Below are 22,410 nucleotides of genomic sequence, written 5' to 3' on the forward strand. Positions count from 1 at the left end.
TAATTAAGTTACATTATAAAACTATAAAAATTTATATATTTCAAAATTATATCATTTTTTAAATAATTTAAAATTCAATAAACCCATACCGAACATGCAAAGCAGCCAATCCACACTTCACATCAAATTTGGCATCCATTTCGGTACGGGTTGAGTTCTTCATTTCTGCCCAAGAATTATTATAAAAATAACGGCAAATGATGGCATCCAACCAATCATCTAAGACTTCAGATTGTCCCTGCATATCTAAAACCAAACGCTGCACGGCGCGGGCCTCATTATCATCAATCTGACAAACCAATTTACTACGTCTAGCTTTTGGCGGCTCAAAATCACCTGTTAAGTAATCCACAATAATCTGCTGTTGTTGCTCCTTAGTCAGCTTCTTATATTTTTGAGCTTTCACAGCACTATCCATTGCTACAGCGATTGGATTGATACTCTTCCCGCATGTACCAGATACGGTATTCATCCAAGCACCAAATTGATATAACCACCCCTCTAAATCAAAACGTGTCCAATCTACTACTTGCATAATCGTTACTGCTGCCGTCATCCCAAATCCCCTACCATCTTCTCTATTTGCTCAATCGCTTTGCCGCTTTTCACTTGCTCAGTGCTAAACCGTATTACCTGATAACCCATCATTGTTGCTTCGTTGTATTTCTCTAAGTCTCCTAAATAACCCTTTCCCCTTGTATGCCTGCCATTACTCCAAATCCCGCCTTCCACTTCGACCAATATCTTTTTGCCTTTCAAATGAAAATCAGCTCGCCATTTACGTGTCGGGTGAAACTTAAACTCCTGCTCAAACTCAATCTGTAAAGCTCTCAGTGCAGTGGCCAATATCACCTCACCCTCACTCTGTACTTTTTCACCTTTAACCTTTGGGCGCTTAACTCCTCTTTTAGGTTTATTCGCTCCGATCATCTTTTTGTATTCAGCAATGGAGTAGCTGCTAGTCACCCCTTCACCTCAAACAATTGTTTGGCTTTCGCTGTAGGTCGATATCCGCATGGCGTATTTTTATCGCTGTACAAATATCCATAATCTTCAAGTTGAGCCAAATAACGTTGTGCTGAGCGAATACATACACCCGTTTGCTCACTCACTTCCTTTGACCAAATTCGCCCATTGGTTTTGAGTGCTAGTCCAATGATTTGAGCAAAGTAATCAAAGGCGTGTACAAACTTCAGCTTTTTGCGAATAGGCTTGATCATGCTGTAGCCCCCATAAGCGTTCCAGTAAACCCGACTTGCTTGAGATATGATTCCCATTTCTTCGCCTGTGCTGGGTTCATCAATTTGATTTTGATTCGTGATGCCAGTTGTTCGTATGAGTCACCCGGAGCGCTGTGCTTGCTGGCGAACTCAGGCAGGTGTGCAAGTTTCTGTGCAAATGCTGAGATTTGTTTTTCAGTGAGTTGCTTCGGTTCACGTTTGGTATTCGTAGAGCCATTCGCTGTAGATCCATCCACCATGGTTTTTGCAGCAGCTTGTTTTTCGTATTTGAGATATGCACGAATCAACCAATCAGCAAACAGGTAGGTCAAGAATTGCGGATTGTGATTTTTGCCTTCGTTGAAATTTTCAAATGCTGAAAGTTCTCGAGTGAACCAAGTCGCATCTGTGATTTTCTCAACAGGAATTGAATCATTTGCCAAAGCAATTTCATCTTTCAAAGTTTTTAAAACAAACCAGCTCTCTTTTTTATTTTGAGAGTGTTTTTTGATAGTGTTAGTTTGTGGGTTAAAATTCTTTACCACTTGCGGTAAAAATTCTTTACCACCTGTGGTTAAAATATTTGACCACTTGGCGTTTAAGGTGGTTAAAAATATTGACCACATTGGGAATTTATCCACAGCAGTAAGGTGGTAAAAATTTTTAACCAGTACAGATTTCTGATTACCAAGATTCAAGTAAAATTCGACTGCATTTTGAGCTGTATTTTCTCCATATCCGAAGTGGTAAAAATTTTTAACCACCTCTTTTTTGAACAAAACTAACGTTTTTACCAGCACTTTTTTGGATGGAAATTTAATGATATTGCCGATGTCATAGTTATCGACTGGTGAAAATACATTCCCATATTTCGATTGGTGGTGCTTTTTAATAAGACCCACTTCTTCAAGCTCAGTTAAGCACTTAATGACTGTAGGACGACTTTTCCTAGATAGGCTTTCCAGCTGGCGTAAAGAAAGCGCGTCACTCTCTTTTGTCCAGCCACGAGTTTTACGAATGATCAGGAGGTAGATCTTCACAGATGCATCACTGATCTTATTCATTGCTTCATCCACAAACGCGTTAGCGACCATGAATGAGTTTGGTATAAATTTATTACTCACTCTTCACCCGCCTTAATGAAACGCCCAAACATAAAAATCTGACCTGCTCGATGCAGGCTTGAAATGATTTCACCTGCATACCAAACTGAAACACGATGTTCATTGATCAGCATTTCCATAAACTCGTCTCGCGTGACGGCAGCATTCTTTTCATCGCCTTTGACTTTACGAAGATTTGCCCTACGGATCTCCAGCAATCCATCTAATGTGCGGAGTGCTGGCTCGTACCATGATTGAAGCTGCATCATCTGCTTATGCTCGGGCTTCTTTTGAATGGCCTTGTTGGTAATCATGGAACCTCCGCTAAGGTTTGTTCGGCCAAAGTGAGACGGCGTTTTGCATTGAGCTCAATAGTTGAAGCACTACGAACAAACTTTTTGTTTATGGTTAAAATTCCAATACCGATATATACATCTACGGTGTTTTCATAGACTTCCACGACGTTATAAATTTCATCGAAGCTACCTATGACTTGATTAAGTACAACAGCATCGCCGATTAAAAAATCCGTATTGTCTTCAATGACTTGTTGTGCTAAATTTGCGTCATTCATGAAAGTGTACCCTCTGAATTGAATACTAAAGCCCGATCTCAACTCTCGGGCTTTTTTTTGCCTGTTTGGTGTGTTAGATTCAGATCTATGTTCAATTCCACTAGAATGTTTTTGAACTAGAGAGTCTGAGAGTCGAGCCTCAGGCTTTTTTTTAGTTAAATGTTGTGCTAAATTTTGATTGTTCATTTATTCCATCCTAGAGTAATGAATGCTGAAAAAGCCTGATCCCCAAGATCAGGCTTTTTTTGCCCAATTTATGTGCTAGATTCAAATACATATCTGACTCCGCATGGTTGGATATCTTTAAAAGCCTGACGTCAAACTCAGGCTTTTTTTTGATTAAAAATTGTGCTAAGTTTGATCTATTCATTTAACACCTCTAAAGTTGATGAATATGAAAAGCCTGGTCCCCAAGATCAGGCTTTTTCTTTTTGAGCATTTGCCGTGTACTTCTGCATTTGTTTAAGTGCTGCCTGATCCACGGCGGTAATCAACTCGATCAAGCCCTGGGTAATCTGGTGGATCTCTTCATATTCCGCTGGTGTAATCACCCCATCCTCGTAAGCCTCATACACAACACGGTTTGCTTTTCCGCTCTTAATGTTGTGCTGCATCATTGCCTCAAAGATTGATAGCTCATGATGTTTGCTGGCGTCGCAATCCACTGGCACAAGTGCATAACCCATCTGATGCGCCCACACCTTTAAAATTTCAGGGTTCTGCGTGTACATCATTATGGTTTCAAGCTTCTTCAAGCTCGGTAAGTGGTTTGACATCCCTACGTTCCCGTAGTTGCAAATCGTGTTATGCGAATCACCAGTAACTTGAGCAATTTCCTTTGGTGAAATCCCCTGCGTCTGGTTGATCATTTTAAAAATTGCCGTTTGTGCTTCACGGCTTAGTGTTATTTCTTGCATTTGTGAAATCCTTGATTTGTTTCACGTTTCCATAAAGATTTGAACAAGTGATAATTGTTTATATGGCTAATTGCTTAAAATCATTAAGAGATGGACATAACTCAACTGCTTTGAATTTGCCATCTGTCGCGGCCTGAGCTCTCATAGCAACAATCTCAGACATTCTTTTTGTGCCTCGTACCCAGCCCGATACTGCTGGTTGTTTTACTCCGAGAGCTTTTGCTGTATTTTCCTGCCCGCCAAAATGAGTTACGAGCAATTGGAAAATATTCTTTGTAGTGTTACTCATGGTTATATCCTCACTAGATATAACAGATATTATAACTATAGTTATTTTCAGTCAATAACTATAACTATTTGATCTCATATAACCTAGGTTATATATTGGTTATCAGGATTTTGAGGTTTTGAAAGATGGAATTAAAAGACAGGCTAAAGCAGTCAAGAAAGCGTGCAGGGAAAACTCAAGCGGAAGTGGCAGAAGCCGTTAAAATGTCTCAGCCTGCATATCAAGCTTTAGAGTCTGGTCGCAATCAAAAATCATCTTTCCTGCCAATGATTGCTAATTTTTTAAATGTTGACTCACTATGGTTAACAACTGGCAGTGAATCAACTGACACAAGACAGAGCCATAAGTCTGATGATGGCCAGTTTGCAAGCAATGTTTCCCCAATCGATACCCCTTTACAGGCAATTCCTTTATTGGATTATGTTCAGGCTGGTTTGTTACATGATGTTGGTTACGATGGCTTAAATCCAATAGGTACTAGCTGGACAACCTATAAGAGTGCGCGCCCTGAGTGTGTATTTTCTCTAAAGGTTGAAGGGACGAGCATGTCTCCTGAATTCCAACCAGGTGACGAGATTGTGGTAGATGGTTCACTTGAAGCGAAACCAGGCGCTCTTGTTATTGCTCAAGAGATAAAACACGGCGAAGCAAGAACAACGTTTAAGAAATATCGTGTTATTGGTATCAATGAGTTTGGTGTTGATGTTATTGAGCTTGTTCCATTAAATCCTGACTTTCCAACGCTTAACTCAAATCAGATAGATATCTCAATTATTGGTGTTGTTGTTGCTCACAATCGAAAATTTAAGTACTAGAGAATAAACCCAAGCACAGTCTTGGGTTTAGAACCACTTTGAAGAATATAAATATAAGGAAATAGAATACTAAACATGCAAAGAATTGAAGTAAATTCTCGCAATATCAGCTATGTGCTTTACCAGCACTTCTTATTAACTGTAGTGCTTAGGACTGGTGAGAGATTTATTTATAGACTTCTTGAAGCTAGTACCTTTAACAATTTTATTGAAGCAATTGATAAAGATAAATTCTTTAAAAGCCAAATTGAGATGAATAAAAAATTTAAACGAATTCAACTTTTTGTGTAATTAAAACCTTTGAAGAAGGAATGCATAATGATCGCAACACTTAATAAATCCAAAACTGCGCTAACAATTAATCGTCAAGAATTTAAATTAGCATTAGAAAAAATTGGCGCAGGAATTGATAAACAAATAGCCTCACTCAAAAAAGCCAAACAAAGCTATGACCCTGCGGAAATAGCACACGAAGTCATTGGTGAAGTGAATATCTTTGAAGCGATTATTGAGGGATTTAACGAAGCAGAAGGTACCAGTCTAAAGCTGGCTGACATAACCAATAGTGAAGCGGCACAGGGATGGGTAGATGATTTTTTAGAAAAGTACTCTGAGTTATAAGTCGCTTAGATCAATTCTTTGTTGGTTGGGTAAACAAAACCCCATGAGCATGGCTTGAGGTTAATAAGAAGAATATAAGATGAATAAATTTGACTACATGAAACTAGGGTTAATCTCTGTGGTGGTAGTCCTCTGCTGGGTTTCAATGATTTATTAAACTGCGAACCCGACGCAGTCCTTTATAACAGATCGGGTGGAGAAATGAATGAATGACAGAACTCAAATCACCGATCCTATCAGCCCATCCCAGTGATGGGTTTTCTTTTGTCTATTAGAACATAAAAATTCTTATGATTATAATTTAATATAACTTTAGATATATTTTAAGAGCTTTTCTATTGACTATAAAAATAACTATAGTTATATTCATCTCACAGACATTAAAAAGCCCTGAGACTTTCAACGGGATCAGGGCTTTTGCAAATTGCGAGATCAATTATGAACAAAACCTTAACCCCTTTCAATAGCATCAAGACAACTATTGTTGTAGCTGCTGTAACAATGGGCGTACTTAGTTGTGGTCTTAAAACTGCACCTAAGGCTGCACAACCAATGGTTGCCAACCTTGCCCCTTCTGAATATCAACTCCTTGCATTGCAAATGACTGGTGAAAACCACGGCGAAGCGATTATTCGTTTAGATGGTTTCCGTGTTACTGCACATTTTGAAGTTGAAGCATTTCAAGACAGCTACGGTGTACCGGGAAGTGAATTTACCGCTGTAGACGTAACCAACTTAGATGAAGTAACCGTTTCAGATGCCTTAGGCAATCCATACAACGACTTCACAAACCACATCGACCACCAAAACTTCAATGCCCTCATCAAAGGCTATATCGAAAAACATCGTTTAGTGGAGGCAGGCTAATGACTACTTCTACTCAAAAGTTTTCTGAGTTCATCAGCCAAGATGGCGAAGGCAACATCCGTATGCGTCTCGGCCATTCAACCTACTTTGAAAAAGGTCGCCATATATATGTGGTGAATAAGGATGGTACCGAGCAGCTAATCACGCTTGAGGTTCATGCTGCTAAACCTTGGATCCGCGAAAACTTTGAACGTGAACGAGCTTTTCAGCAAAGGAAAACCATGGCTGTTCGCCTTCAAAAGTCACTTACACGTTCTTATCCAAAATCATATAAACGAGCTAAAGGCTCACTGTTCTGGGCATAAGGGGAAATTTGATATGTCTACACTTCAACAGATTCAACTTGAACTGAAAGCGCCAAAGAGCAAACGCAACTCATTTGGTAACTACAACTACCGAAACTGCGAAGACATTCTTGAAGCAGTTAAGCCTTTGCTACAAAAGTACAATGCCACACTGGTCATCACCGATGACGTGACTGAGGTTGGTGGTGTTGTGGTTGTCACTGCCAATGTAGTTTTTACTGATGCAGACGGCAAACAAACCATTGTTAAAGCCCATGCAGGTGTGGAAATTAGCAAGAAAGGAATGGATGTAGCACAGACCTTTGGTGCTTCAAGTTCATATGCTCGGAAGTATGCTTTGAATGGCCTATTCCTGATTGACGATACTAAAGACTATGACTCTGACGAATATCATAACCAAGTCAACAACAGCACCAAAAATCAGAATCAGACCAACAACCAACAGCGGACGCAGCAGCAAGGACAAAACAGACAACAAGCCAACCAGTCGCAGAATAACAATGCTCAGCAACCTAGTTTGCACGATCGCTATAACGCAGCCTTAGAGTCCATTCGTCATGCTAAGAAAGCAGCCACACTTGATAAAGCTTTAGAGACCTTTAATGGCACTCAGTACTTTGCAGGTATTTCAAAAGCTTGCCAAGCAAGAGCGGATCAAATGGGTTGGACTCCAGTAAATCAAAACCAACAGCAAGCTTTACACCACTAAATTTAGAAGGATAAGAATATGAACATATTAAATGGTACTGAAGCTTTTGAGGCAATGATGGCTGGGCGAAATATCATGTGCCGTATAGCTGGTGAGCTCATTGAGTTTGATGATTTGGACCAGTTCCCTGCCACTGTTTTTGCTAAACAGGGTTATGAGTTTTGTATCAAAATTGATGAAATCACAATTAATGGTTTTACCTTCTTAAAACCTTACTCGCTCGATGAGTTAGAGGAAGGACAAGACATATTTCTAATTGGGAATACTGGCAGCATTGTAAAAGGTCAGTTTATTACTGAATACGAAGAATTGGTGTTAGCAGTAAAAAATGGTTCTGTACAACGAGACTTTGAAAATGCTCAAAAGCAAGCAAAAGCTATTCAAAGTTTGCTAGGCATTGAAAATGAATTGGTTGTGAAGGTCGTTGATTTTCATACATTCATGAAACCGACTGCTAAACCTAAAAAAGCTCCTCGTAAAAAGAGTGAGGATCCAATAGAACAAGTTGAGCCGGCTCCAGTTTCAAATGAAAAGGCGGGTGATGTTTCGACTGATGAAATAGAAACGGATCCAGTGAAAATTGTTGAGTCATTCACCACTCAGATTAATGAATGTGTGAAGGTTGAATCTGTTTTATCCCTGCGCTACTCATTCTCTGCGAATGGTTATCTTGAACGAGAACATGTTCAGCATTTATTTGGACTGGTTGAAGCTAAGTTAATTGAGTTAGATCCAGAGCAATATACGCCACAAGCTGAAACTGAAGACTTATCTCTAGAAGCACTCAAGAAATTACAACAGGATGCAGAGGATCTGATTAAGGGGGGTAATGAACAAATACAAGCAGATGAAAATCAAATAACGCTTTTAAATGACTTGCTTAAACGTGCCTCGAATTCCCAAACACCGGCAGAAGCAAATGCGCTTATTAAATACACCAGTGAATGGACTGAAGAACAGCGTAAGCCTTTGCTTACCGCTATTCACAATCGTTTGAATGAGCTCAGCGCTTCTACTGCAGGTAGTGAGGAGCAACCACCATCATTGATGGTACAAATCGAAAATGCCAAAGATTTCACTGAATTAGATTGTTTGGAAATTGAAGTGTATGGCCGTCATCCTGAGATCCAACCAAAGTTGATGGGCTGTGTGAAGCGACGTCGCTTTGAGTTGGAGAATCAATCTAGTGAGGTGGCTTCATGAAGTTTGAGTACTCTACCTTAACCCGAACACTCACAGTGTTCGGGGTGAAAATGACACATATTTTCGACAAGGTGAACGCCAGTGAAATTGATGCATTAGTTATTAATGCAAAGCTTAAAGAAGCACGTTGGAGAGATCGCAAATGACTAACCTCCAACACATCGCCCAAGAGCTTGCTGAAGAATTTGCACCACTCGTCATAGGCCAATCAGGTGCAACCAAAACATTCACGGCGGAGCAAGCCTCAGCCCTCTATCACAGTCTTGTTCATTTCGGATATCAAGACAAAATTGCAAATCAAGTAACAGTTAAACATAAGGAGGGACTATGAATAAGTTTGAAGGAATGACTATCAAGGAGGCACTTTGTTCACGACCTGTACTAAAAACTCCCGACTTAGAGGAAATATTTGGCAGGTCGTCACGAACTCTAAACCGTTGGCAAGATGGCAAACTTTACGAAAACCCTATGCCTAAACCGTTTTCTGAATGCAGAGGCGCAGGAAATAACTATGATTCTGGCAAACTTTTAGGTTGGTATGAGTCGTGGCCACTACAAAAAAAAGCGCTAGTTATCTAGCGCTTCATTCTTCCAAATTGATTCCAGCCTATCCACCCACTTCTCGTACGCTTCAGTCTGCTCAGATAGATAATCATGCTTATCGTATGTACCCCATATCTTTGGAAGCGCATGCCCCAACATGATTTCACATACGTGAGGCTGAGCAATCGTTGACATATTGGTACGCATAGTTCTGCGAAGATCATGTACAGACCAGTGCTCCAGATCAACACCTTTATGCCTCTTAAGCCATTGGAAAATGTTGTTTGGCATTGTGAGATGGGATGTCTCACCTAGCGGCCTTGTAGTCCCATCAATTGTAAACAAGTACTCAGAACCTTGGCTGAATTCCATTGCTTCAAGCAAGTAAGGTTTAATGTTTTCCGTAATTGGCCTTAAGATCGGCTTTTTACTCTTCTTCCCTGTTTTGTGATTTTCAGGAGGAACAGTCCATATCATTTCTTTTAAATCAAAATGAGATTTTTTAGCAAGCTTAAGCTCACCCACACGGCAGCCGTAGATAACCAAGAGTGTTAGAAACAGCTTATTTTTATAAGTCATCTTGGTTCGCTTTAGGGCATACCAAGTTAAATAGATTTCCTTGTCACTCAGCGTTCGTTCTTTTACGCCTTTTTCAATACGCAGGTCATGCTTGGCTGAAACATTCATTAGGTGATTGACTGAGATTAAACCGCGCTTCTGCCCCCACTTGAGGCACTGGTTTGCATTAATCAAAAGACGGGCAGAAATGGAAGGTGATTTCTTTGCTACATCCTCCAGTAATGAAAGCCACTGATATGCGCTTATATCATCACTATTTTGTTTTCCAATGAAGGGAAGCACATATATCTCAAAAGAGCGCTTAATCTCATTGTGACTAGATTTATTGGGTACACAGAATTTCTCATACCATTCATAAAACAAAGTCTCTAGTGTGTATGCATCTCTAATACTCACCTTCTCTTTCAATCTTACCTGTTTTGGATCAAGCCCTTTTTCAAGTTCTGCTCTAAGCCGATCTGATTCTACGCGTGCATTTTTCAATGTTAAATTTGGATATGAGCCAAGATCTAGTCGATGCTGCTTGCCGTTATACCTGTAGCGTAGTTGAAAGACGATTTTACCTTTTGGAGTAATACGAACACTCATGGCATCGCGATCGGCGAACTCTTCTATTTTTTCTCTGTCTTTACCAAGTTGAGCTTTTAGCCAAGCTTCTGAAATCGCCATATATCACCATGTACACACTAGACCCATCAAACTTGTGCCATATTCCTATTTATGTACACGTTTGTGTACATATTTAGCTTGGCTCATAGTTTCCATTAGTGTTTCATTGTGTCTTATAGTGACGCATAAAAAAAGCCTAATTAAAGGCTTTTATTGAGTTTCATGGCTTAATGCGTCGAGTTGTGTCTTGTAGCTTCTTAATGTCAGTCATAAATGTGAGCAATAATACTGAAATTACGGATATTTTTAATATCAACAGATTTTTTAGCTTGCGCCATGGGCTACCTTGAACAAAATGAAGCGTTATGCAGACAAATTTCGATGCACAACAAAAGCCGAATAGAAATTGCGAAGGATTATAACAGATGGTTTTTTTAAAGTATCCATATTAATACGCTTCCTTTTCACAACTCTGACGCTTTTTTACGTGTTTTCGCTTTTCACTGGGCTTTTTGAATAATCCATTGAAAAATCTAGGGCATTCACATCTTTTGCAAGCGGTTGGTAAGCTTGGGTAAAACTGGGTGACATACGTTTTGCACGGCCAGTTTCAATCTCTACGCAAGCCCACTTGGTTTGAGCAACAAATAAAATGCTATTGTCTTTGGGTCTATAAAACACATATTGGCGTGATGAATATAATGCGTTTATATCGTCAAACCATGTACGTAAGATTATTTCATCCTCTTTAAATGCAGCTTTTCGGTACTGCACATGATGCTCAACCGCAACCATGGCATGTTTTAACTCGATATATTCTTTTAAGCCTAAACCCAGTGCATCAATATGTGCTGTTGCGACATCCTGCATCCAATGCATATAAACCACGTTATTCACATGGCCTAACTGGTCGATATGTTCTGCTTGTACCTGAAGTCTTAAGTCAAAAATACTACTCATAAACACTCTACTGAATCTAAATATCCTTATGAAGATGGCAGTGTACGCAAATAACAGGCATCATCAAATTGCTAAAAATAAAAAACCACTCCGAAGAGTGGTTTTTTTCGATTATTGGATACGCATCCCTAAAATGGCTGGTGTGCCTTGTCGGATGATTCCAACGCGGGCAACCTGACCTTTTTTCAATTCAGATGCCGCTTGGACAAAATCATTGGTGTCCTTTACTACTTTATTATTAATGTGAGTGACCACATCACCAGCCGCCATACCTGACTGTGCTGCTGCGCCGCCGCGTTTCACTTCTTGAATTAACACACCACCTTTCACATTGAGCTGTGACAATTCAGCAGGTGCTAAATTTCGGATAGCAATGCCTAATACAGGCCCTTTACTTTGTGTAACTGCATCGGATTTTGCTGGTGTATCATCCGGCGCGGTGGTTAATGTTGCCGATATATTCCGCTTTTTATCATCACGCAGTACTTCTAGCTGTACCGTTTGATTTGGCATGGTACGATTTAAATAGTTCAATAACTCAGAGGTACGTGAAATCGGTGTTCCATTGAATTTTAAAATAATATCGCCTGCTTTTAGCCCCGCTTTCTGCGCAGGTGAATTTGGCTGAACATTAGTAATCAGTGAACCTTCAGGTTTCGGCAAATTATAAGACTCTGCCAAATTGCGGTCTAGATCTTGTAGATTGAAGCCTAAATAAGAGCGCGTAACTTTGCCGGTTTTCTTAAGTTGGTCAGCAATATCCATTGCGACATCAATTGGGATCGAGAAAGACAGCCCCATATAACCGCCCGTACCACTGAAGATACGCGAGTTCACCCCAACTACCTCACCCTGTTGGTTGAATAACGGACCGCCTGAGTTTCCTGGGTTGAGAGCCACATCGGTTTGAATGAAGGGTACCGATGTCTCCCCCATCATATTGCGCATTTTCGCACTCACGATTCCCGCTGAAGCCGAGTAATCAAAACCAAACGGTGAACCGATCGCAAGCACAGGTTCACCTACACGCAGTTGATCAACATTACCTGTACGCAGTGACGGAAAATTCGTACCATTCACCTTAAGCAAGGCCACATCAGTTCGTTCATCACTACCTACTACAGTTGCATCCAGTTCACGACGGTCATTAAACATAATCGTGACTTTCGATGCATCTTCTACGACGTGGTGATTTGTCAGTAAATAACCATCTTTACTAATAAAAAATGCGCTGCCATAAGCCGTTTTTTCTTGCGGCGCTTGCTGCTGCGGAATAATGACTTGATTACCAAAAAAACGCTTCAAAATCTCAGGTATTTGCTGCTGCAGTAACTCTTCTTGAGTCATCTTTTTAACCACATTTACACTAACTACAGCAGGGCTGACTTGCTCAACCAAGTTTGAGAAATCAACAGGTGCTGCTTGTGTTTGCACCGTAGCCATTGTGCATGCAACAGCAAAAAAACCAGTTTGTATCGCGCGACTTTTCATATCAAGTATTGACCTATATGTTTGTTATCAATTTATGTATTAGCGTTTTTAGCATAATCTTTGTCTATCTTGGGTAATAATATGTTCTATTATGTTTGTATAAACAAGAGCTTAAAATTTGCTTAAAAAATACGTTCTTTATTTATATTTCCCATCAATTGTAGAGATTTTACCCTTGCCTTTTCGTGAAAAAAGCGCTGTCATTAGCGAACTTTTTCCAAATTAGCTGATGGACATGTCTAATTTAAACACAACACATCATTTTGATGTGATTATTGTGGGAAGTGGCGGTGCAGGCCTGAGCTTAGCCTTATCGTTGCCTCAACATTTCAATATTGCTGTTCTTGCAAAATCAAACCTGACCGATGCAAGTACATTCTATGCACAAGGTGGTGTTGCCGCTGTTTTAGATGAAACGGATTCCATCGAACAGCACATTGATGACACCATGATTGCGGGCGCTCACTTATGTGAGACCGAAGCCGTAAAGCAAACCGTTGAAGGCGGTAAACCTTCTGTTGATTTTCTATTGAAACACGGCGTGCAGTTTACCCTTGATGATCAAGAGCAATTACATCTAACACGTGAAGGTGGACATTCTCAACGCCGTATTATTCATGCCGCAGATGCTACAGGTCGTGCCATTTCAACTACCTTAGTGGAACGTGCGATTGAAAAAGACAACATCACCATTTTTGAAAATTACATCGCCATCGATTTAATTACCTCTCAAAAACTGGGCTTAGAAGAACAAAATCGTGCCTTAGGTCTCTATGCACTTGATGAAAAGACTGAAAAAGTACATACCTTTTTAGCCCCTTTCACCGCTCTGGCTTGCGGCGGCGCAATGAAAGCCTATCTGTATACCTCGAACCCCGACATTGCAACGGGCGATGGTATTGCCATGGCGTTTCGTGCGGGTTGCCGCGTGGCGAATATGGAGTTTAACCAATTCCACCCAACCTGTTTATACCATCCGCAAGCACGCTCTTTCCTCATTACTGAAGCAATGCGTGGTGAAGGTGCTTATTTACGCTTACCCGATGGCGAACGCTTTATGTTGCGCTTTGATGAACGTGCAGAACTTGCTCCACGTGACATTGTGGCGCGAGCGATTGACTATGAAATTAAGCGTTTAGGTATTCGTCACGTTTGGCTCGACATTAGCCATAAGCCCGAAAGTTTCATTAAAGAACATTTCCCAACCCTGTACGCACGCTTACTTGAACTCGGCATCGACATTACCAAGGAAATGATTCCTGTTGTTCCTGCTGCGCACTATACCTGTGGCGGTGTGGTGGTTGATGAACACAGTCAAACTGACATTGCAGGTCTCTATGCGATTGGGGAAACCTCTTACACAGGTTTGCATGGCGCTAACCGTATGGCCAGTAACTCACTGTTAGAGTGTTTTGTGTATGGCATGAGTGCAGCAGAGCACATCGAAAAAAGTTTTGATTCAAGTTACCAATCCCCAACTGCTCCGTCTTGGGATGACTCACAAGTGATGAATCCTGATGAAGATGTGGTGATTTTGCAAAACTGGGATGAACTACGTCAAACCATGTGGAACTACGTCGGCATTGTGCGTACCACGAAACGTCTTGAACGTGCGCTACACCGTATTGAAATGTTGAAGCGGGAAATTACCGAGTATTACCAAGATTACCAAGTCAGCAAAAATCTGATTGAGCTACGTAATTTAGTTTTAGTCTCTGAAATGATCGTGCGCTGTGCTATGGAGCGTAAAGAATCGCGCGGTCTACACTACACTTTAGATTACCCTGAACTATCGAATGAATTGCGTAAAACCGTACTCACCCCTTTAAATTTTAAAGTTGAAACCCCTTTAGTGAATAACTAATTTAAAAAAAGCCTGATTCGTCAGGCTTTTTTTATTCAGTCATTTTTTAGGATTTGGGTGGAATAGAATAAGTTCCCACCACATGTGCAATGGGTTCATCCTTACCCACTGAATACAACCACACATCCCCAACCACCAATGCTTTGCCAACTTTCATTAACTTACATTCACCGCGGATATTTGTTGAAGCTGCAGGTTTACTTAGAAAGTTGACCGATAAATTGGTGGTCACGGTTAAACCGACCAGCCCAATTTCCCCTAAAATAGCGATATATAATGCATAGTCTGCAAGAGTCATCATGGTTGGGCCTGAAACCGTCCCACCTGGTCTCAAATCGCGCTCATCTACCTGATACACGACTGTTGCTGCGCGCTCAGTGACAGATTCGATACGACATTTTTCTAAACTTTGCGGAAATTCCTTTTCTAAAAAAGCCACAATCTCAGTTAAGTTACTTTTCATTTTTCCTTCAACATACAGTCCTTTGTCACTGACTATAAAAGAAAAATGCATTTCACTACAGTCTGAAATAACATTTCAGGCTTATTTTTAGTTTAAATATTGCAACGCTTGTACAAAGACCTGTTCTGGTGACTGTGTTGCATCCAAGCGTTTGACCCGCTCAGGATATTGTTCCCATAACTGCTGATAACCCGCTCTGACTTTTTCAAAAAAAGTGACTTTTTCTTGTTCAAAACGGTCCAAAGCCCCCCGTTCCCGCGCACGAGACATGCCTGTTTCAATCGGGGCATCGAGCCAAAATGTAATATCAGGCATATGGCTGACAAAGTTCTCATTCAGTAGTTGCAGCTTCGACTGGCTTAAACCACGTCCTGCACATTGATAAGCAAAGCTGGCATCGGTAAAACGGTCACACAGTACGGTTTTATATTCCGTTAAAGCAGGCACGATCACTTGTTGTAAATGCTGTGCGCGAGCCGCGTACATCAGTAGCAGTTCAGTATCATTCGACATCGACTCTTCATGATTGACTGACAATAGTAGCGAACGAATTTGCTCAGCCATCGGTGTACCACCTGGCTCACGCGTTAAAACAACACTCTGACCTTGTTGCTCTAGATGCTCATAAATTTTGCGAATCAGTGTGGTTTTACCGACACCTTCTGTGCCCTCAAAACTAATAAACATCTATTCATCCTTCTTGGTTTTTAAAACGCTGAGATATTCTTTTACAGCTTGGTTGTGCTGCTCTAAAGTCTCACTAAATGTGTGTCCACCATTGCCCGTTGCAACAAAGTAGATGTTTTTACTGTTATCTGGGTGCATGGTAGCTTCAATGGCTTTTTTACTTGGTAAAGCAATTGGCGTAGGAGGTAAACCATTGATGGTATAAGTATTATAGGCTGTTGGAGTACGCAAGTCTTGGCGGGTAATATTGCCTGTATATTTATCGCCCATGCCATAAATCACGGTCGGATCCGTTTGCAAACGCATGCCGAGTTGAAGACGACGCGCAAACACACCTGAAACTTGCTCCAGTTCGCGGTCAACATTGGTTTCTTTTTCAATGATAGAGGCCATGATCAGGGCTTCATATTTGTCTTTATACGGCAAATTTGCCGCACGGTTTGCCCACGCTTCATCTAAAGCTTTCATTTGGCGTTTGTATAAATCCGTTAAGATTTTTTTGTCTGACTCCCCTTTGGCGAAGAAGTAAGTATCGGGGGCAAAAAGTCCTTCAGCATGCGTATACGGAATATCTAATGCTTTTAAAAGCTGATCCATGGGTAAATTGGAGACTTCCTTTTTAACCAATGCATCCTTTTTCAACGCCTCGATCAGCTGTTTAAAGGTCGTCCCCTCAATCACCAATATACGGTTCATCTCGGCATTATCGACATTGGAAATCATATCCAAAACTTGGCGAATGCTCATACCTTCACGCACTTCGTAAACACCGGCTTTCAACGTGTCATGAATAAATATTTTTTGGTAAAGCTTTAAAATAATAGGAAAACTAGCCATGTCTTCTTTGGCTAAGCGGTCAATAAAACCGGAATAGGTATCGCCAGAGTTAATTGCCAATAACTGCTTTTTACCCTCAACAGGATAAGATTTAAATAAACTCGACCACAGTACAATCATCAATAAAACAATGATGCTCACAGCAATCAATAACAACCCTTTCACTTTGCGTTGGGGTGGTTGCGTTTTGTTTTTCGATTTGGTTTTGGCTGCGGACATACTACTGCATCTGATTAAGTTGAAGACGATGGAACAAATCTATACACGGCTGAACATCTAAGTGCTGATGATTCAGACTTTTGGCTATTTTCATAGGACTCAAGGCATTACAGAAAAATAAACTTTGAAAGCGTGGAATTTCTTCCATATCAATCATTCTCAGCTCACAGCTCATCCCTTGTTGCTGCATCCGTGCCAATATTTCGGCACGCATGACACCATGTACGCCATTATAACGAAGTTCGGGACTAATCCATCGATCATTTAGCAGAATGAAACAATTACTGCTCACACCTTCAACTACAGAACCTTGCACATCTGTGACCAAAGCTTCCAACCAGCCATGTTGTTCCGCCTCATGCTTAAGTAAAACTTGTTCTAAACGGTTTAAGCTTTTCACACCCACCATTTGCGGCATATTCAGCCCAATCGCATGTTGCAGTACCCCTGAATCAATTTCGCTGTATGTCAAAGCCTCTGATGCTTTCGGATAGAAAAACACCCAAACGTCAGCAGGATGTGTGGGCAAACTATATCCGCGCTGCCCTTCACCCCGACTAATAATAATTTTCAGAGTGCCGTTTAAGTGTGCATGGGTTTGTTTTAATTGCACGATGCTGTGCTGAATAAAGGCTAAATCTGCTGACAACAACAGTCTTTCACAGGCCAATTTCAAGCGCGCTATGTGTAGAGGCTCTAGTTCGATCACACCATCACGGATACGCGCTGTACTAAAACAACCATCTCCATAGTGAAATGCACGATCTAATAATTCTATTTGTTTGATTTCTTGTGCATTTTTATAGCAATGCATGCCAATCTACCCTGAAACAATTTTCTGCTTTAGTTTAATGAATTCTAAGCTGAACTCTTTTTCTTTTTTATTCATATAAAATTCATTTTTTATTATTTTTTTAGCAATAAGACTCACAGTATTCTTGCCTCATGTTTAAAAACGTTTAAAATTTGAGGTCTCACATGAGCTTATCTAAGTTAAAAATTGGGGTACTAGCGGCGCTAGTTTCAGTCACATCTTTTGGTGTTGCAGCAAAAGATTTCCTTAACGTGTCGTATGATCCAACACGCGAACTGTATGAAGATGTCAACAAACAGTTTGGCGCTTATTGGAAACAACGCACAGGCCAAGACATTAACTTCAAACAGTCTCACGGCGGCTCGGGTAAACAAGCCCGTTCGGTAATTGATGGTTTAGGTGCAGATGTTGTGACACTTGCTCTTGCAGCAGATATCGATGTGATTGCTGAAAAAGCAAAACTTTTACCGACCAACTGGCAAAAGAAATTACCGAATAACTCGACACCATATACTTCAACTATCGTGTTCCTCGTCCGTAAAGGTAACCCACAAGGCATTAAAGACTGGGGTGACCTCGTGAAGCCGGGTGTTGGCATTATTACACCAAATCCAAAAACCTCAGGTGGTGCACGCTGGAACTACTTAGCAGCTTGGGCTTGGGCGAAACATCAACCTGCGGGTAACGATGCAAAAGCACAAGAATTCGTGCGTAAAATTTATAAAAATACCAAAGTGCTGGATTCAGGTGCACGTGGCGCAACCACAACCTTTGCTGAACGCGGTATCGGTGATGTTCTCTTAGCATGGGAAAATGAAGCACATTTAGCAATTCGTGAACAACCGGGTAAGTTTGAAATCGTGACGCCTTCGCTATCTATTTTGGCAGAACCACCCGTTGCCATTGTTGAAAAGAATGCGGAAAAAGACGGCAATTTGAATCTGGCAAAAGCATATCTCAACTATTTGTATTCACCTGCTGGACAGGAAATTGCGGCAAAAAATTTCTATCGCCCACGTAATGCAAGCGTCTTGAAAAAATATGCAACCACATTCAAACCATTGAAGTTGGTGACGATTGATAAAGAATTTGGTGGTTGGACCAAGGTACAAAAACAGCACTTTGAAAATGGTGGTGTATTTGACCAAATTGTGAAAGCCAATACGACGAAATAAAACCGAGTCCAGTAAATAGCTGTAAGGGAGCATCGACATGATTCATACTGTAATTGTACCGGGCGTGGGCGGAAGTGAACATGACCACTGGCAATCGTGGTTACAACGTCAGCTCAAGTCATGCTCTCGTGTACAGCAGCAGGATTGGAATAAACCCGTACTCCATGAGTGGATTGAACAATTTGTGAAAACGGTTCAATCCATTCAGGAACCGATTCAAATTGTGGCGCATAGCTTTGGCTGTCTAACGACAGTCGCTGCTTTAGCACAGCATCCTGAACTAAATCAAAACATCAAAAATTTAGTTCTGGTTGCACCGGCCAACCCTGCTCGCTTTGGTGATGCTGGTTTTGCTCGTGAGAGCCAAAATGACTATCAACAATATTTCCACCAACTCAAGCTACAAGTTCCTACCCAAATGATCCTCAGTGAAAATGATCCTTGGCTTAATTTTCAAGATGCGCTTCAACTAGCAAAAGCATGGAAAATTAGGCCTAAGAACTTGGGCCAAGTTGGACATATTAATGTTGCGTCAGGTTTTGGGCCATTTCCTGAAATTTATGATTTTTTGATTTCAGAAAGTGTGCTAAAAAACATTAGTTTTTACAATGAAAGCAAGTATTTATTTAAATTTGCAATTTAAACGCTGCAAATGATACTTGTGCCGAAATTCAGTTTTATTTGAGCTGACTCTTTTTAGGTCAGCTTTCTCTCTTTGAGGAGTAATCATGTCGCAGCGATCCCGAGTGCTGCCAGGATTTGGTCTTTCTCTAGGCTTTACCCTAGCATATTTGTCATTAATCGTTCTTATTCCATTGTCCGCTGTTTTCATTAAATCTTTAGGCATTGGTTGGGATGGGTTATGGGAAATTTTAAGTTCAGAACGTATTTTAAAATCTTTGCAGCTCAGTTTTAGTACAGCCCTGATCGCCGCGTTTATTAATGTGGTTTTTGGTCTCCTTCTAGCATGGTGTTTGGTTCGTTATCGTTTTCCAGGTAAACGCATTGTAGATGCCTTGGTCGACTTGCCGTTTGCCCTACCCACAGCTGTTGCAGGTATTGCACTCACCTCGCTTTATGCGCCTACAGGTTGGATCGGTCAGTATCTTGAGCCTTTAGGGATTCAAGTGGCCTATACCCCAATTGGTATTACATTGGCACTGATTTTTATTGGTATTCCGTTTGTGGTACGAACTGTGCAACCAGTCCTCAGCGACTTGGAAACAGAGTTAGAAGAAGCAGCATCAGCATTAGGTGCCAATCGTCTACAGATTGTGACCAAAGTGATTTTGCCGATTTTATTTCCAGCACTCATCACCGGTTTTGCACTTGCCTTTGCACGTGGCGTCGGTGAATACGGTTCAGTGATCTTTATTGCTGGGAACCAACCGTTTAAAACAGAAATTGCACCACTCATGATTATTTCGCGCTTAGAAGAATATGACTATGCGGGTGCAACCACGATTGCAGTCGTCATGTTGGTGCTGTCTTTTGCCATTTTATTCCTGATTAACTTGTTACAAGCATGGGCAAGCCGTCGTACAGGGAGAACAGCACGATGAATATCAACAGTAATGCGCTTGCTGAAAAGCTACAATCGCGTGATGCGACACGTGAGCCAACTTGGGTTCGCTACACACTAATTACTATTGCCCTACTGTTCTTTTTAAGCTGTTTGATCTTACCGCTGATTTTGGTGTTCGTTGAGGCCTTTAAACAAGGGGTTGGCGTCTATGCACAAGCCTTGGTTCATCCAGACACGCTATCCGCAGTCAAACTCACTTTATTAACCGCGGTGATTGCAGTTCCTCTGAATGTCGTGTTTGGTGTTGCAGCAGCTTGGTGTGTAGCCAAATTTAACTTCCGTGGTAAATCTATCTTAACCACGATTATTGATATGCCATTTTCAGTATCACCTGTTATCGCGGGCTTAATGCTGGTACTGATTTTTGGTACGCAAGGTTGGTTCGGTAGTTGGCTGATGGATAATGACATCAAAATTCTGTATGCCGTTCCTGCCATTGTATTAGCAACGATCTTTATCACCGTTCCTTTTGTTGCACGTGAACTTATTCCGCTCATGGAAGCCCAAGGAACTGAAGAAGAAGAAGCTGCGATTGTACTAGGTGCATCAGGCTGGCAAACCTTCTGGAAAGTAACCCTACCCAACATCAAATGGGGTTTAATTTACGGAGTCATTCTGTGTAATGCACGTGCAATGGGTGAATTTGGTGCGGTATCGGTCGTTTCAGGTCATATTCGTGGTGAAACCAATACCTTGCCTCTGCATGTCGAAATTCTCTATAACGAATATACCTTCAGTGCGGCTTTTGCTGTGTCTTCACTCTTGGCGCTTTTAGCGATTGTGACTCTTGTTTTAAAAACATGGGTTGAGATTCGCCAAGAAAAGCAAAACAAACATAATGATTTAACAGTTTAAAGGAATGACCTCATGAGTATTCAAGTTAAAAATATTGAAAAACACTTTGGTGCATTCCATGCGCTGAACAACATTTCTCTCGATTTCCCTGATGGTCAATTGGTTGCATTACTTGGGCCGTCAGGCTGTGGTAAAACCACCCTACTTCGTATTATTGCAGGACTTGAGTCCGCAGATGGCGGCCAAGTCATCTTGGAAGGTGAAGATGCAACCAATGTACACGTACGTGAACGTGAAGTTGGTTTTGTATTTCAGCACTATGCCTTGTTTCGCCATATGACCGTATTTGACAATATCGCTTTTGGTCTCCGCGTTCGCCCACGTGCAACACGCCCATCTGAAGCTGAAATTAAAAAACGTGTCATACGTTTACTGGACTTAGTCCAATTGGGGTTCTTGGCAGATCGTTACCCAGCACAACTTTCTGGCGGTCAGCGTCAACGTATTGCACTGGCACGTGCTTTGGCGGTTGAACCACGCGTACTGTTACTAGATGAGCCTTTTGGTGCTTTGGATGCAAAAGTACGTAAAGAGCTCCGTCGTTGGTTACGTACTTTGCATGATGAACTTCATATCACCTCAATCTTTGTAACGCATGACCAAGAAGAAGCTTTAGAAGTCGCGGATCAAATCATTGTGATGAATAAAGGGAATGTCGAGCAAATTGGATCACCCCGCGAAGTTTATGAAAAGCCAGCAACGCCGTTTGTGTTCGACTTCTTAGGTCAAGCGAACCGTTTCGAAGGCCAAAATAACGCAGGGACGATCCAAATTGGTGAAGACCGTATTCAATTAGATTCTTTACGTAATGCACCTTCGGGCGACGTGATTGCCTTTGCCCGTCCAGATGAATTAAGGATCCATGCACAGCCGCAAGACAACGCCATCCAAGCAACATTCGTTCGAGAATTATGGATCGCGGGCAAAGTGGTTGCAGAGCTCCATGATCGCCAAGGCAAACTGATTGAAATCTCACTGACTTCTGAAGAAGCAAAATTACACCAATTTAGACCTAATCAAACGGTATGGTTAAGCCCATCAAACTTGCATTTATTTGCAAAACCTGCGGCTTAAGACCAATTGAATGGGGCATGTTGAATGCCTCA

The 22,410-nt window shown here is 41.2% G+C and carries 31 protein-coding genes and 1 pseudogene; 16 read left to right on the forward strand and 16 right to left on the reverse strand.

What is annotated here, in order from left to right; translation table 11 throughout:
* Positions 1-67: 67 nt before the first annotated feature.
* From WH214_RS09225 to WH214_RS09260, 8 genes are all read right to left on the reverse strand, one after another.
* Positions 68-556: a hypothetical protein gene (locus tag WH214_RS09225; protein WP_339421042.1), complete on the reverse strand. Its 489-nt coding sequence runs from the start codon at positions 554-556 to the stop codon at positions 68-70.
* Complete coding sequence (locus WH214_RS09230; RefSeq protein ID WP_339422931.1) at positions 553-930, reverse strand: DUF559 domain-containing protein; 378 nt, start codon at positions 928-930, stop codon at positions 553-555. Before WH214_RS09230 ends, WH214_RS09225 begins: the two co-directional genes overlap by 4 nt.
* A 32-nt stretch (positions 931-962) precedes the next feature.
* A complete protein-coding gene (locus WH214_RS09235) occupies positions 963-1,220 on the reverse strand; it encodes a hypothetical protein (RefSeq protein WP_259233563.1) in 258 nt (85 codons plus the stop codon).
* The gene (locus tag WH214_RS09240) at positions 1,217-2,314 is read right to left on the reverse strand and encodes a replication protein (protein WP_339422932.1); all 1,098 of its coding nucleotides are present in this window, start codon (positions 2,312-2,314) and stop codon (positions 1,217-1,219) included. Before WH214_RS09240 ends, WH214_RS09235 begins: the two co-directional genes overlap by 4 nt.
* A gap of 26 nt (positions 2,315-2,340) precedes the next feature.
* Positions 2,341-2,637, reverse strand: a complete 297-nt coding sequence (locus tag WH214_RS09245; RefSeq protein WP_339421044.1) for a hypothetical protein — start codon at positions 2,635-2,637, stop codon at positions 2,341-2,343.
* On the reverse strand, positions 2,634-2,897 hold the full coding sequence (locus WH214_RS09250) for a hypothetical protein (RefSeq protein ID WP_339421046.1): 264 nt from the start codon (positions 2,895-2,897) through the stop codon (positions 2,634-2,636). Before WH214_RS09250 ends, WH214_RS09245 begins: the two co-directional genes overlap by 4 nt.
* 416 nt (positions 2,898-3,313) lie before the next feature.
* Positions 3,314-3,814, reverse strand: coding sequence for a phage regulatory CII family protein (locus tag WH214_RS09255; RefSeq protein ID WP_339421047.1), 501 nt, complete (start codon positions 3,812-3,814; stop codon positions 3,314-3,316).
* Between the two features lie 58 nt (positions 3,815-3,872).
* Positions 3,873-4,103 carry a Cro/CI family transcriptional regulator gene (locus WH214_RS09260; protein ID WP_339421049.1) on the reverse strand — a complete coding sequence of 77 codons (231 nt, stop codon included), beginning with the start codon at positions 4,101-4,103 and terminating at the stop codon, positions 3,873-3,875.
* Positions 4,104-4,228: 125 nt separating this feature from the next.
* On the opposite strand from WH214_RS09260, the gene WH214_RS09265 reads away from it, so the two are divergent.
* The 10 genes from WH214_RS09265 (at position 4,229) to WH214_RS09310 (ending at position 9,202) form a co-directional block, all read left to right on the forward strand.
* A complete protein-coding gene (locus tag WH214_RS09265) occupies positions 4,229-4,918 on the forward strand; it encodes a LexA family protein (protein WP_339421051.1) in 690 nt (229 codons plus the stop codon).
* 75 nt (positions 4,919-4,993) lie between these two features.
* Positions 4,994-5,209 carry a KTSC domain-containing protein gene (locus WH214_RS09270; RefSeq protein ID WP_168159677.1) on the forward strand — a complete coding sequence of 72 codons (216 nt, stop codon included), beginning with the start codon at positions 4,994-4,996 and terminating at the stop codon, positions 5,207-5,209.
* A 27-nt stretch (positions 5,210-5,236) separates the two neighbouring features.
* On the forward strand, positions 5,237-5,539 hold the full coding sequence (locus WH214_RS09275; protein ID WP_339421057.1) for a hypothetical protein: 303 nt from the start codon (positions 5,237-5,239) through the stop codon (positions 5,537-5,539).
* 438 nt (positions 5,540-5,977) lie between these two features.
* Positions 5,978-6,406, forward strand: coding sequence for a hypothetical protein (locus WH214_RS09280; RefSeq protein WP_339421060.1), 429 nt, complete (start codon positions 5,978-5,980; stop codon positions 6,404-6,406).
* Positions 6,406-6,711, forward strand: a complete 306-nt coding sequence (locus tag WH214_RS09285; protein WP_339421062.1) for a hypothetical protein — start codon at positions 6,406-6,408, stop codon at positions 6,709-6,711. The genes WH214_RS09280 and WH214_RS09285 overlap by 1 nt, the downstream gene beginning before the upstream one ends.
* 13 nt (positions 6,712-6,724) lie before the next feature.
* A complete protein-coding gene (locus WH214_RS09290) occupies positions 6,725-7,420 on the forward strand; it encodes an ERF family protein (RefSeq protein WP_339421064.1) in 696 nt (231 codons plus the stop codon).
* An 18-nt stretch (positions 7,421-7,438) separates the two neighbouring features.
* Positions 7,439-8,623, forward strand: a complete 1,185-nt coding sequence (locus tag WH214_RS09295; protein ID WP_339421066.1) for a hypothetical protein — start codon at positions 7,439-7,441, stop codon at positions 8,621-8,623.
* Complete coding sequence (locus WH214_RS09300; protein ID WP_339421068.1) at positions 8,620-8,769, forward strand: hypothetical protein; 150 nt, start codon at positions 8,620-8,622, stop codon at positions 8,767-8,769. Before WH214_RS09295 ends, WH214_RS09300 begins: the two co-directional genes overlap by 4 nt.
* Complete coding sequence (locus tag WH214_RS09305; RefSeq protein ID WP_339421070.1) at positions 8,766-8,954, forward strand: hypothetical protein; 189 nt, start codon at positions 8,766-8,768, stop codon at positions 8,952-8,954. The genes WH214_RS09300 and WH214_RS09305 overlap by 4 nt, the downstream gene beginning before the upstream one ends.
* Positions 8,951-9,202 carry a hypothetical protein gene (locus WH214_RS09310; RefSeq protein WP_087010847.1) on the forward strand — a complete coding sequence of 84 codons (252 nt, stop codon included), beginning with the start codon at positions 8,951-8,953 and terminating at the stop codon, positions 9,200-9,202. The genes WH214_RS09305 and WH214_RS09310 overlap by 4 nt, the downstream gene beginning before the upstream one ends.
* On the opposite strand, the gene WH214_RS09315 is transcribed toward WH214_RS09310, so the two are convergent.
* From WH214_RS09315 to WH214_RS09325, 4 genes and pseudogenes are all read right to left on the reverse strand, one after another.
* Positions 9,191-10,414, reverse strand: coding sequence for a tyrosine-type recombinase/integrase (locus WH214_RS09315; RefSeq protein WP_339421072.1), 1,224 nt, complete (start codon positions 10,412-10,414; stop codon positions 9,191-9,193). The two genes, WH214_RS09310 and WH214_RS09315, sit on opposite strands and share 12 nt — an antisense overlap.
* A 212-nt stretch (positions 10,415-10,626) precedes the next feature.
* A pseudogene (locus WH214_RS16975) lies at positions 10,627-10,692 on the reverse strand (hypothetical protein); the annotation flags it as partial.
* Positions 10,693-10,837: 145 nt separating this feature from the next.
* Positions 10,838-11,314 carry an acyl-CoA thioesterase gene (locus WH214_RS09320; RefSeq protein ID WP_010326440.1) on the reverse strand — a complete coding sequence of 159 codons (477 nt, stop codon included), beginning with the start codon at positions 11,312-11,314 and terminating at the stop codon, positions 10,838-10,840.
* A gap of 111 nt (positions 11,315-11,425) precedes the next feature.
* Positions 11,426-12,805 (reverse strand): Do family serine endopeptidase, encoded by a 1,380-nt coding sequence (locus tag WH214_RS09325; RefSeq protein WP_339421074.1) that lies wholly within the window; start codon positions 12,803-12,805, stop codon positions 11,426-11,428.
* A gap of 229 nt (positions 12,806-13,034) precedes the next feature.
* Between WH214_RS09325 and nadB the strand changes: the two genes are divergently transcribed.
* Positions 13,035-14,669: an L-aspartate oxidase gene (gene nadB, locus WH214_RS09330; protein WP_114837089.1), complete on the forward strand. Its 1,635-nt coding sequence runs from the start codon at positions 13,035-13,037 to the stop codon at positions 14,667-14,669.
* A 46-nt stretch (positions 14,670-14,715) separates the two neighbouring features.
* Here nadB and WH214_RS09335 read toward each other — a convergent pair whose 3' ends face one another.
* The 4 genes from WH214_RS09335 to pabC form a co-directional block, all read right to left on the reverse strand.
* Positions 14,716-15,132 (reverse strand): PaaI family thioesterase, encoded by a 417-nt coding sequence (locus WH214_RS09335; RefSeq protein WP_010326437.1) that lies wholly within the window; start codon positions 15,130-15,132, stop codon positions 14,716-14,718.
* An 87-nt stretch (positions 15,133-15,219) separates the two neighbouring features.
* Complete coding sequence (tmk, locus tag WH214_RS09340) at positions 15,220-15,819, reverse strand: dTMP kinase (protein ID WP_339421083.1); 600 nt, start codon at positions 15,817-15,819, stop codon at positions 15,220-15,222.
* Positions 15,820-16,875: an endolytic transglycosylase MltG gene (gene mltG / locus WH214_RS09345; RefSeq protein WP_339993243.1), complete on the reverse strand. Its 1,056-nt coding sequence runs from the start codon at positions 16,873-16,875 to the stop codon at positions 15,820-15,822.
* Between the two features lies 1 nt (position 16,876).
* Entirely contained in the window at positions 16,877-17,689 is an 813-nt protein-coding gene (pabC, locus tag WH214_RS09350; RefSeq protein WP_339421086.1) for an aminodeoxychorismate lyase, read from the reverse strand.
* 164 nt (positions 17,690-17,853) lie between these two features.
* Here pabC and WH214_RS09355 point away from each other — a divergent pair, with 164 nt between their 5' ends.
* The 5 genes from WH214_RS09355 (at position 17,854) to WH214_RS09375 (ending at position 22,378) form a co-directional block, all read left to right on the forward strand.
* Positions 17,854-18,864: a sulfate ABC transporter substrate-binding protein gene (locus WH214_RS09355; protein ID WP_058869352.1), complete on the forward strand. Its 1,011-nt coding sequence runs from the start codon at positions 17,854-17,856 to the stop codon at positions 18,862-18,864.
* 37 nt (positions 18,865-18,901) lie between these two features.
* A complete protein-coding gene (locus WH214_RS09360) occupies positions 18,902-19,507 on the forward strand; it encodes an RBBP9/YdeN family alpha/beta hydrolase (protein WP_339421088.1) in 606 nt (201 codons plus the stop codon).
* 85 nt (positions 19,508-19,592) lie between these two features.
* Positions 19,593-20,426 (forward strand): sulfate ABC transporter permease subunit CysT, encoded by an 834-nt coding sequence (gene cysT, locus WH214_RS09365; protein WP_004693816.1) that lies wholly within the window; start codon positions 19,593-19,595, stop codon positions 20,424-20,426.
* Positions 20,423-21,304: a sulfate ABC transporter permease subunit CysW gene (cysW, locus tag WH214_RS09370; RefSeq protein ID WP_339421090.1), complete on the forward strand. Its 882-nt coding sequence runs from the start codon at positions 20,423-20,425 to the stop codon at positions 21,302-21,304. The genes cysT and cysW overlap by 4 nt, the downstream gene beginning before the upstream one ends.
* 12 nt (positions 21,305-21,316) lie before the next feature.
* Complete coding sequence (locus WH214_RS09375; protein WP_005399701.1) at positions 21,317-22,378, forward strand: sulfate/molybdate ABC transporter ATP-binding protein; 1,062 nt, start codon at positions 21,317-21,319, stop codon at positions 22,376-22,378.
* The last annotated feature ends 32 nt before the right edge of the window (positions 22,379-22,410 follow it).

The organism is Acinetobacter sp. MYb191 (assembly GCF_037572605.1).
Lineage (GTDB): Bacteria > Pseudomonadota > Gammaproteobacteria > Pseudomonadales > Moraxellaceae > Acinetobacter > Acinetobacter johnsonii.

Excerpts from the sequence above, each read along its gene's own strand:
- WH214_RS09225 (WP_339421042.1), bottom strand. The coding sequence starts at position 556 with ATGACGGCAGCAGTAACGATTATGCAAGTAGTAGATTGGACACGTTTT.
- WH214_RS09230 (WP_339422931.1), bottom strand. The coding sequence starts at position 930 with ATGATCGGAGCGAATAAACCTAAAAGAGGAGTTAAGCGCCCAAAGGTT.
- WH214_RS09235 (WP_259233563.1), bottom strand. The coding sequence starts at position 1,220 with ATGATCAAGCCTATTCGCAAAAAGCTGAAGTTTGTACACGCCTTTGAT.
- WH214_RS09240 (WP_339422932.1), bottom strand. The coding sequence starts at position 2,314 with ATGGTCGCTAACGCGTTTGTGGATGAAGCAATGAATAAGATCAGTGAT.
- WH214_RS09245 (WP_339421044.1), bottom strand. The coding sequence starts at position 2,637 with ATGATTACCAACAAGGCCATTCAAAAGAAGCCCGAGCATAAGCAGATG.
- WH214_RS09250 (WP_339421046.1), bottom strand. The coding sequence starts at position 2,897 with ATGAATGACGCAAATTTAGCACAACAAGTCATTGAAGACAATACGGAT.
- WH214_RS09255 (WP_339421047.1), bottom strand. The coding sequence starts at position 3,814 with ATGCAAGAAATAACACTAAGCCGTGAAGCACAAACGGCAATTTTTAAA.
- WH214_RS09260 (WP_339421049.1), bottom strand. The coding sequence starts at position 4,103 with ATGAGTAACACTACAAAGAATATTTTCCAATTGCTCGTAACTCATTTT.
- WH214_RS09265 (WP_339421051.1), top strand. The coding sequence starts at position 4,229 with ATGGAATTAAAAGACAGGCTAAAGCAGTCAAGAAAGCGTGCAGGGAAA.
- WH214_RS09270 (WP_168159677.1), top strand. The coding sequence starts at position 4,994 with ATGCAAAGAATTGAAGTAAATTCTCGCAATATCAGCTATGTGCTTTAC.
- WH214_RS09275 (WP_339421057.1), top strand. The coding sequence starts at position 5,237 with ATGATCGCAACACTTAATAAATCCAAAACTGCGCTAACAATTAATCGT.
- WH214_RS09280 (WP_339421060.1), top strand. The coding sequence starts at position 5,978 with ATGAACAAAACCTTAACCCCTTTCAATAGCATCAAGACAACTATTGTT.
- WH214_RS09285 (WP_339421062.1), top strand. The coding sequence starts at position 6,406 with ATGACTACTTCTACTCAAAAGTTTTCTGAGTTCATCAGCCAAGATGGC.
- WH214_RS09290 (WP_339421064.1), top strand. The coding sequence starts at position 6,725 with ATGTCTACACTTCAACAGATTCAACTTGAACTGAAAGCGCCAAAGAGC.
- WH214_RS09295 (WP_339421066.1), top strand. The coding sequence starts at position 7,439 with ATGAACATATTAAATGGTACTGAAGCTTTTGAGGCAATGATGGCTGGG.
- WH214_RS09300 (WP_339421068.1), top strand. The coding sequence starts at position 8,620 with ATGAAGTTTGAGTACTCTACCTTAACCCGAACACTCACAGTGTTCGGG.
- WH214_RS09305 (WP_339421070.1), top strand. The coding sequence starts at position 8,766 with ATGACTAACCTCCAACACATCGCCCAAGAGCTTGCTGAAGAATTTGCA.
- WH214_RS09310 (WP_087010847.1), top strand. The coding sequence starts at position 8,951 with ATGAATAAGTTTGAAGGAATGACTATCAAGGAGGCACTTTGTTCACGA.
- WH214_RS09315 (WP_339421072.1), bottom strand. The coding sequence starts at position 10,414 with ATGGCGATTTCAGAAGCTTGGCTAAAAGCTCAACTTGGTAAAGACAGA.
- WH214_RS09320 (WP_010326440.1), bottom strand. The coding sequence starts at position 11,314 with ATGAGTAGTATTTTTGACTTAAGACTTCAGGTACAAGCAGAACATATC.
- WH214_RS09325 (WP_339421074.1), bottom strand. The coding sequence starts at position 12,805 with ATGAAAAGTCGCGCGATACAAACTGGTTTTTTTGCTGTTGCATGCACA.
- nadB (WP_114837089.1), top strand. The coding sequence starts at position 13,035 with ATGGACATGTCTAATTTAAACACAACACATCATTTTGATGTGATTATT.
- WH214_RS09335 (WP_010326437.1), bottom strand. The coding sequence starts at position 15,132 with ATGAAAAGTAACTTAACTGAGATTGTGGCTTTTTTAGAAAAGGAATTT.
- tmk (WP_339421083.1), bottom strand. The coding sequence starts at position 15,819 with ATGTTTATTAGTTTTGAGGGCACAGAAGGTGTCGGTAAAACCACACTG.
- mltG (WP_339993243.1), bottom strand. The coding sequence starts at position 16,875 with ATGTCCGCAGCCAAAACCAAATCGAAAAACAAAACGCAACCACCCCAA.
- pabC (WP_339421086.1), bottom strand. The coding sequence starts at position 17,689 with ATGCATTGCTATAAAAATGCACAAGAAATCAAACAAATAGAATTATTA.
- WH214_RS09355 (WP_058869352.1), top strand. The coding sequence starts at position 17,854 with ATGAGCTTATCTAAGTTAAAAATTGGGGTACTAGCGGCGCTAGTTTCA.
- WH214_RS09360 (WP_339421088.1), top strand. The coding sequence starts at position 18,902 with ATGATTCATACTGTAATTGTACCGGGCGTGGGCGGAAGTGAACATGAC.
- cysT (WP_004693816.1), top strand. The coding sequence starts at position 19,593 with ATGTCGCAGCGATCCCGAGTGCTGCCAGGATTTGGTCTTTCTCTAGGC.
- cysW (WP_339421090.1), top strand. The coding sequence starts at position 20,423 with ATGAATATCAACAGTAATGCGCTTGCTGAAAAGCTACAATCGCGTGAT.
- WH214_RS09375 (WP_005399701.1), top strand. The coding sequence starts at position 21,317 with ATGAGTATTCAAGTTAAAAATATTGAAAAACACTTTGGTGCATTCCAT.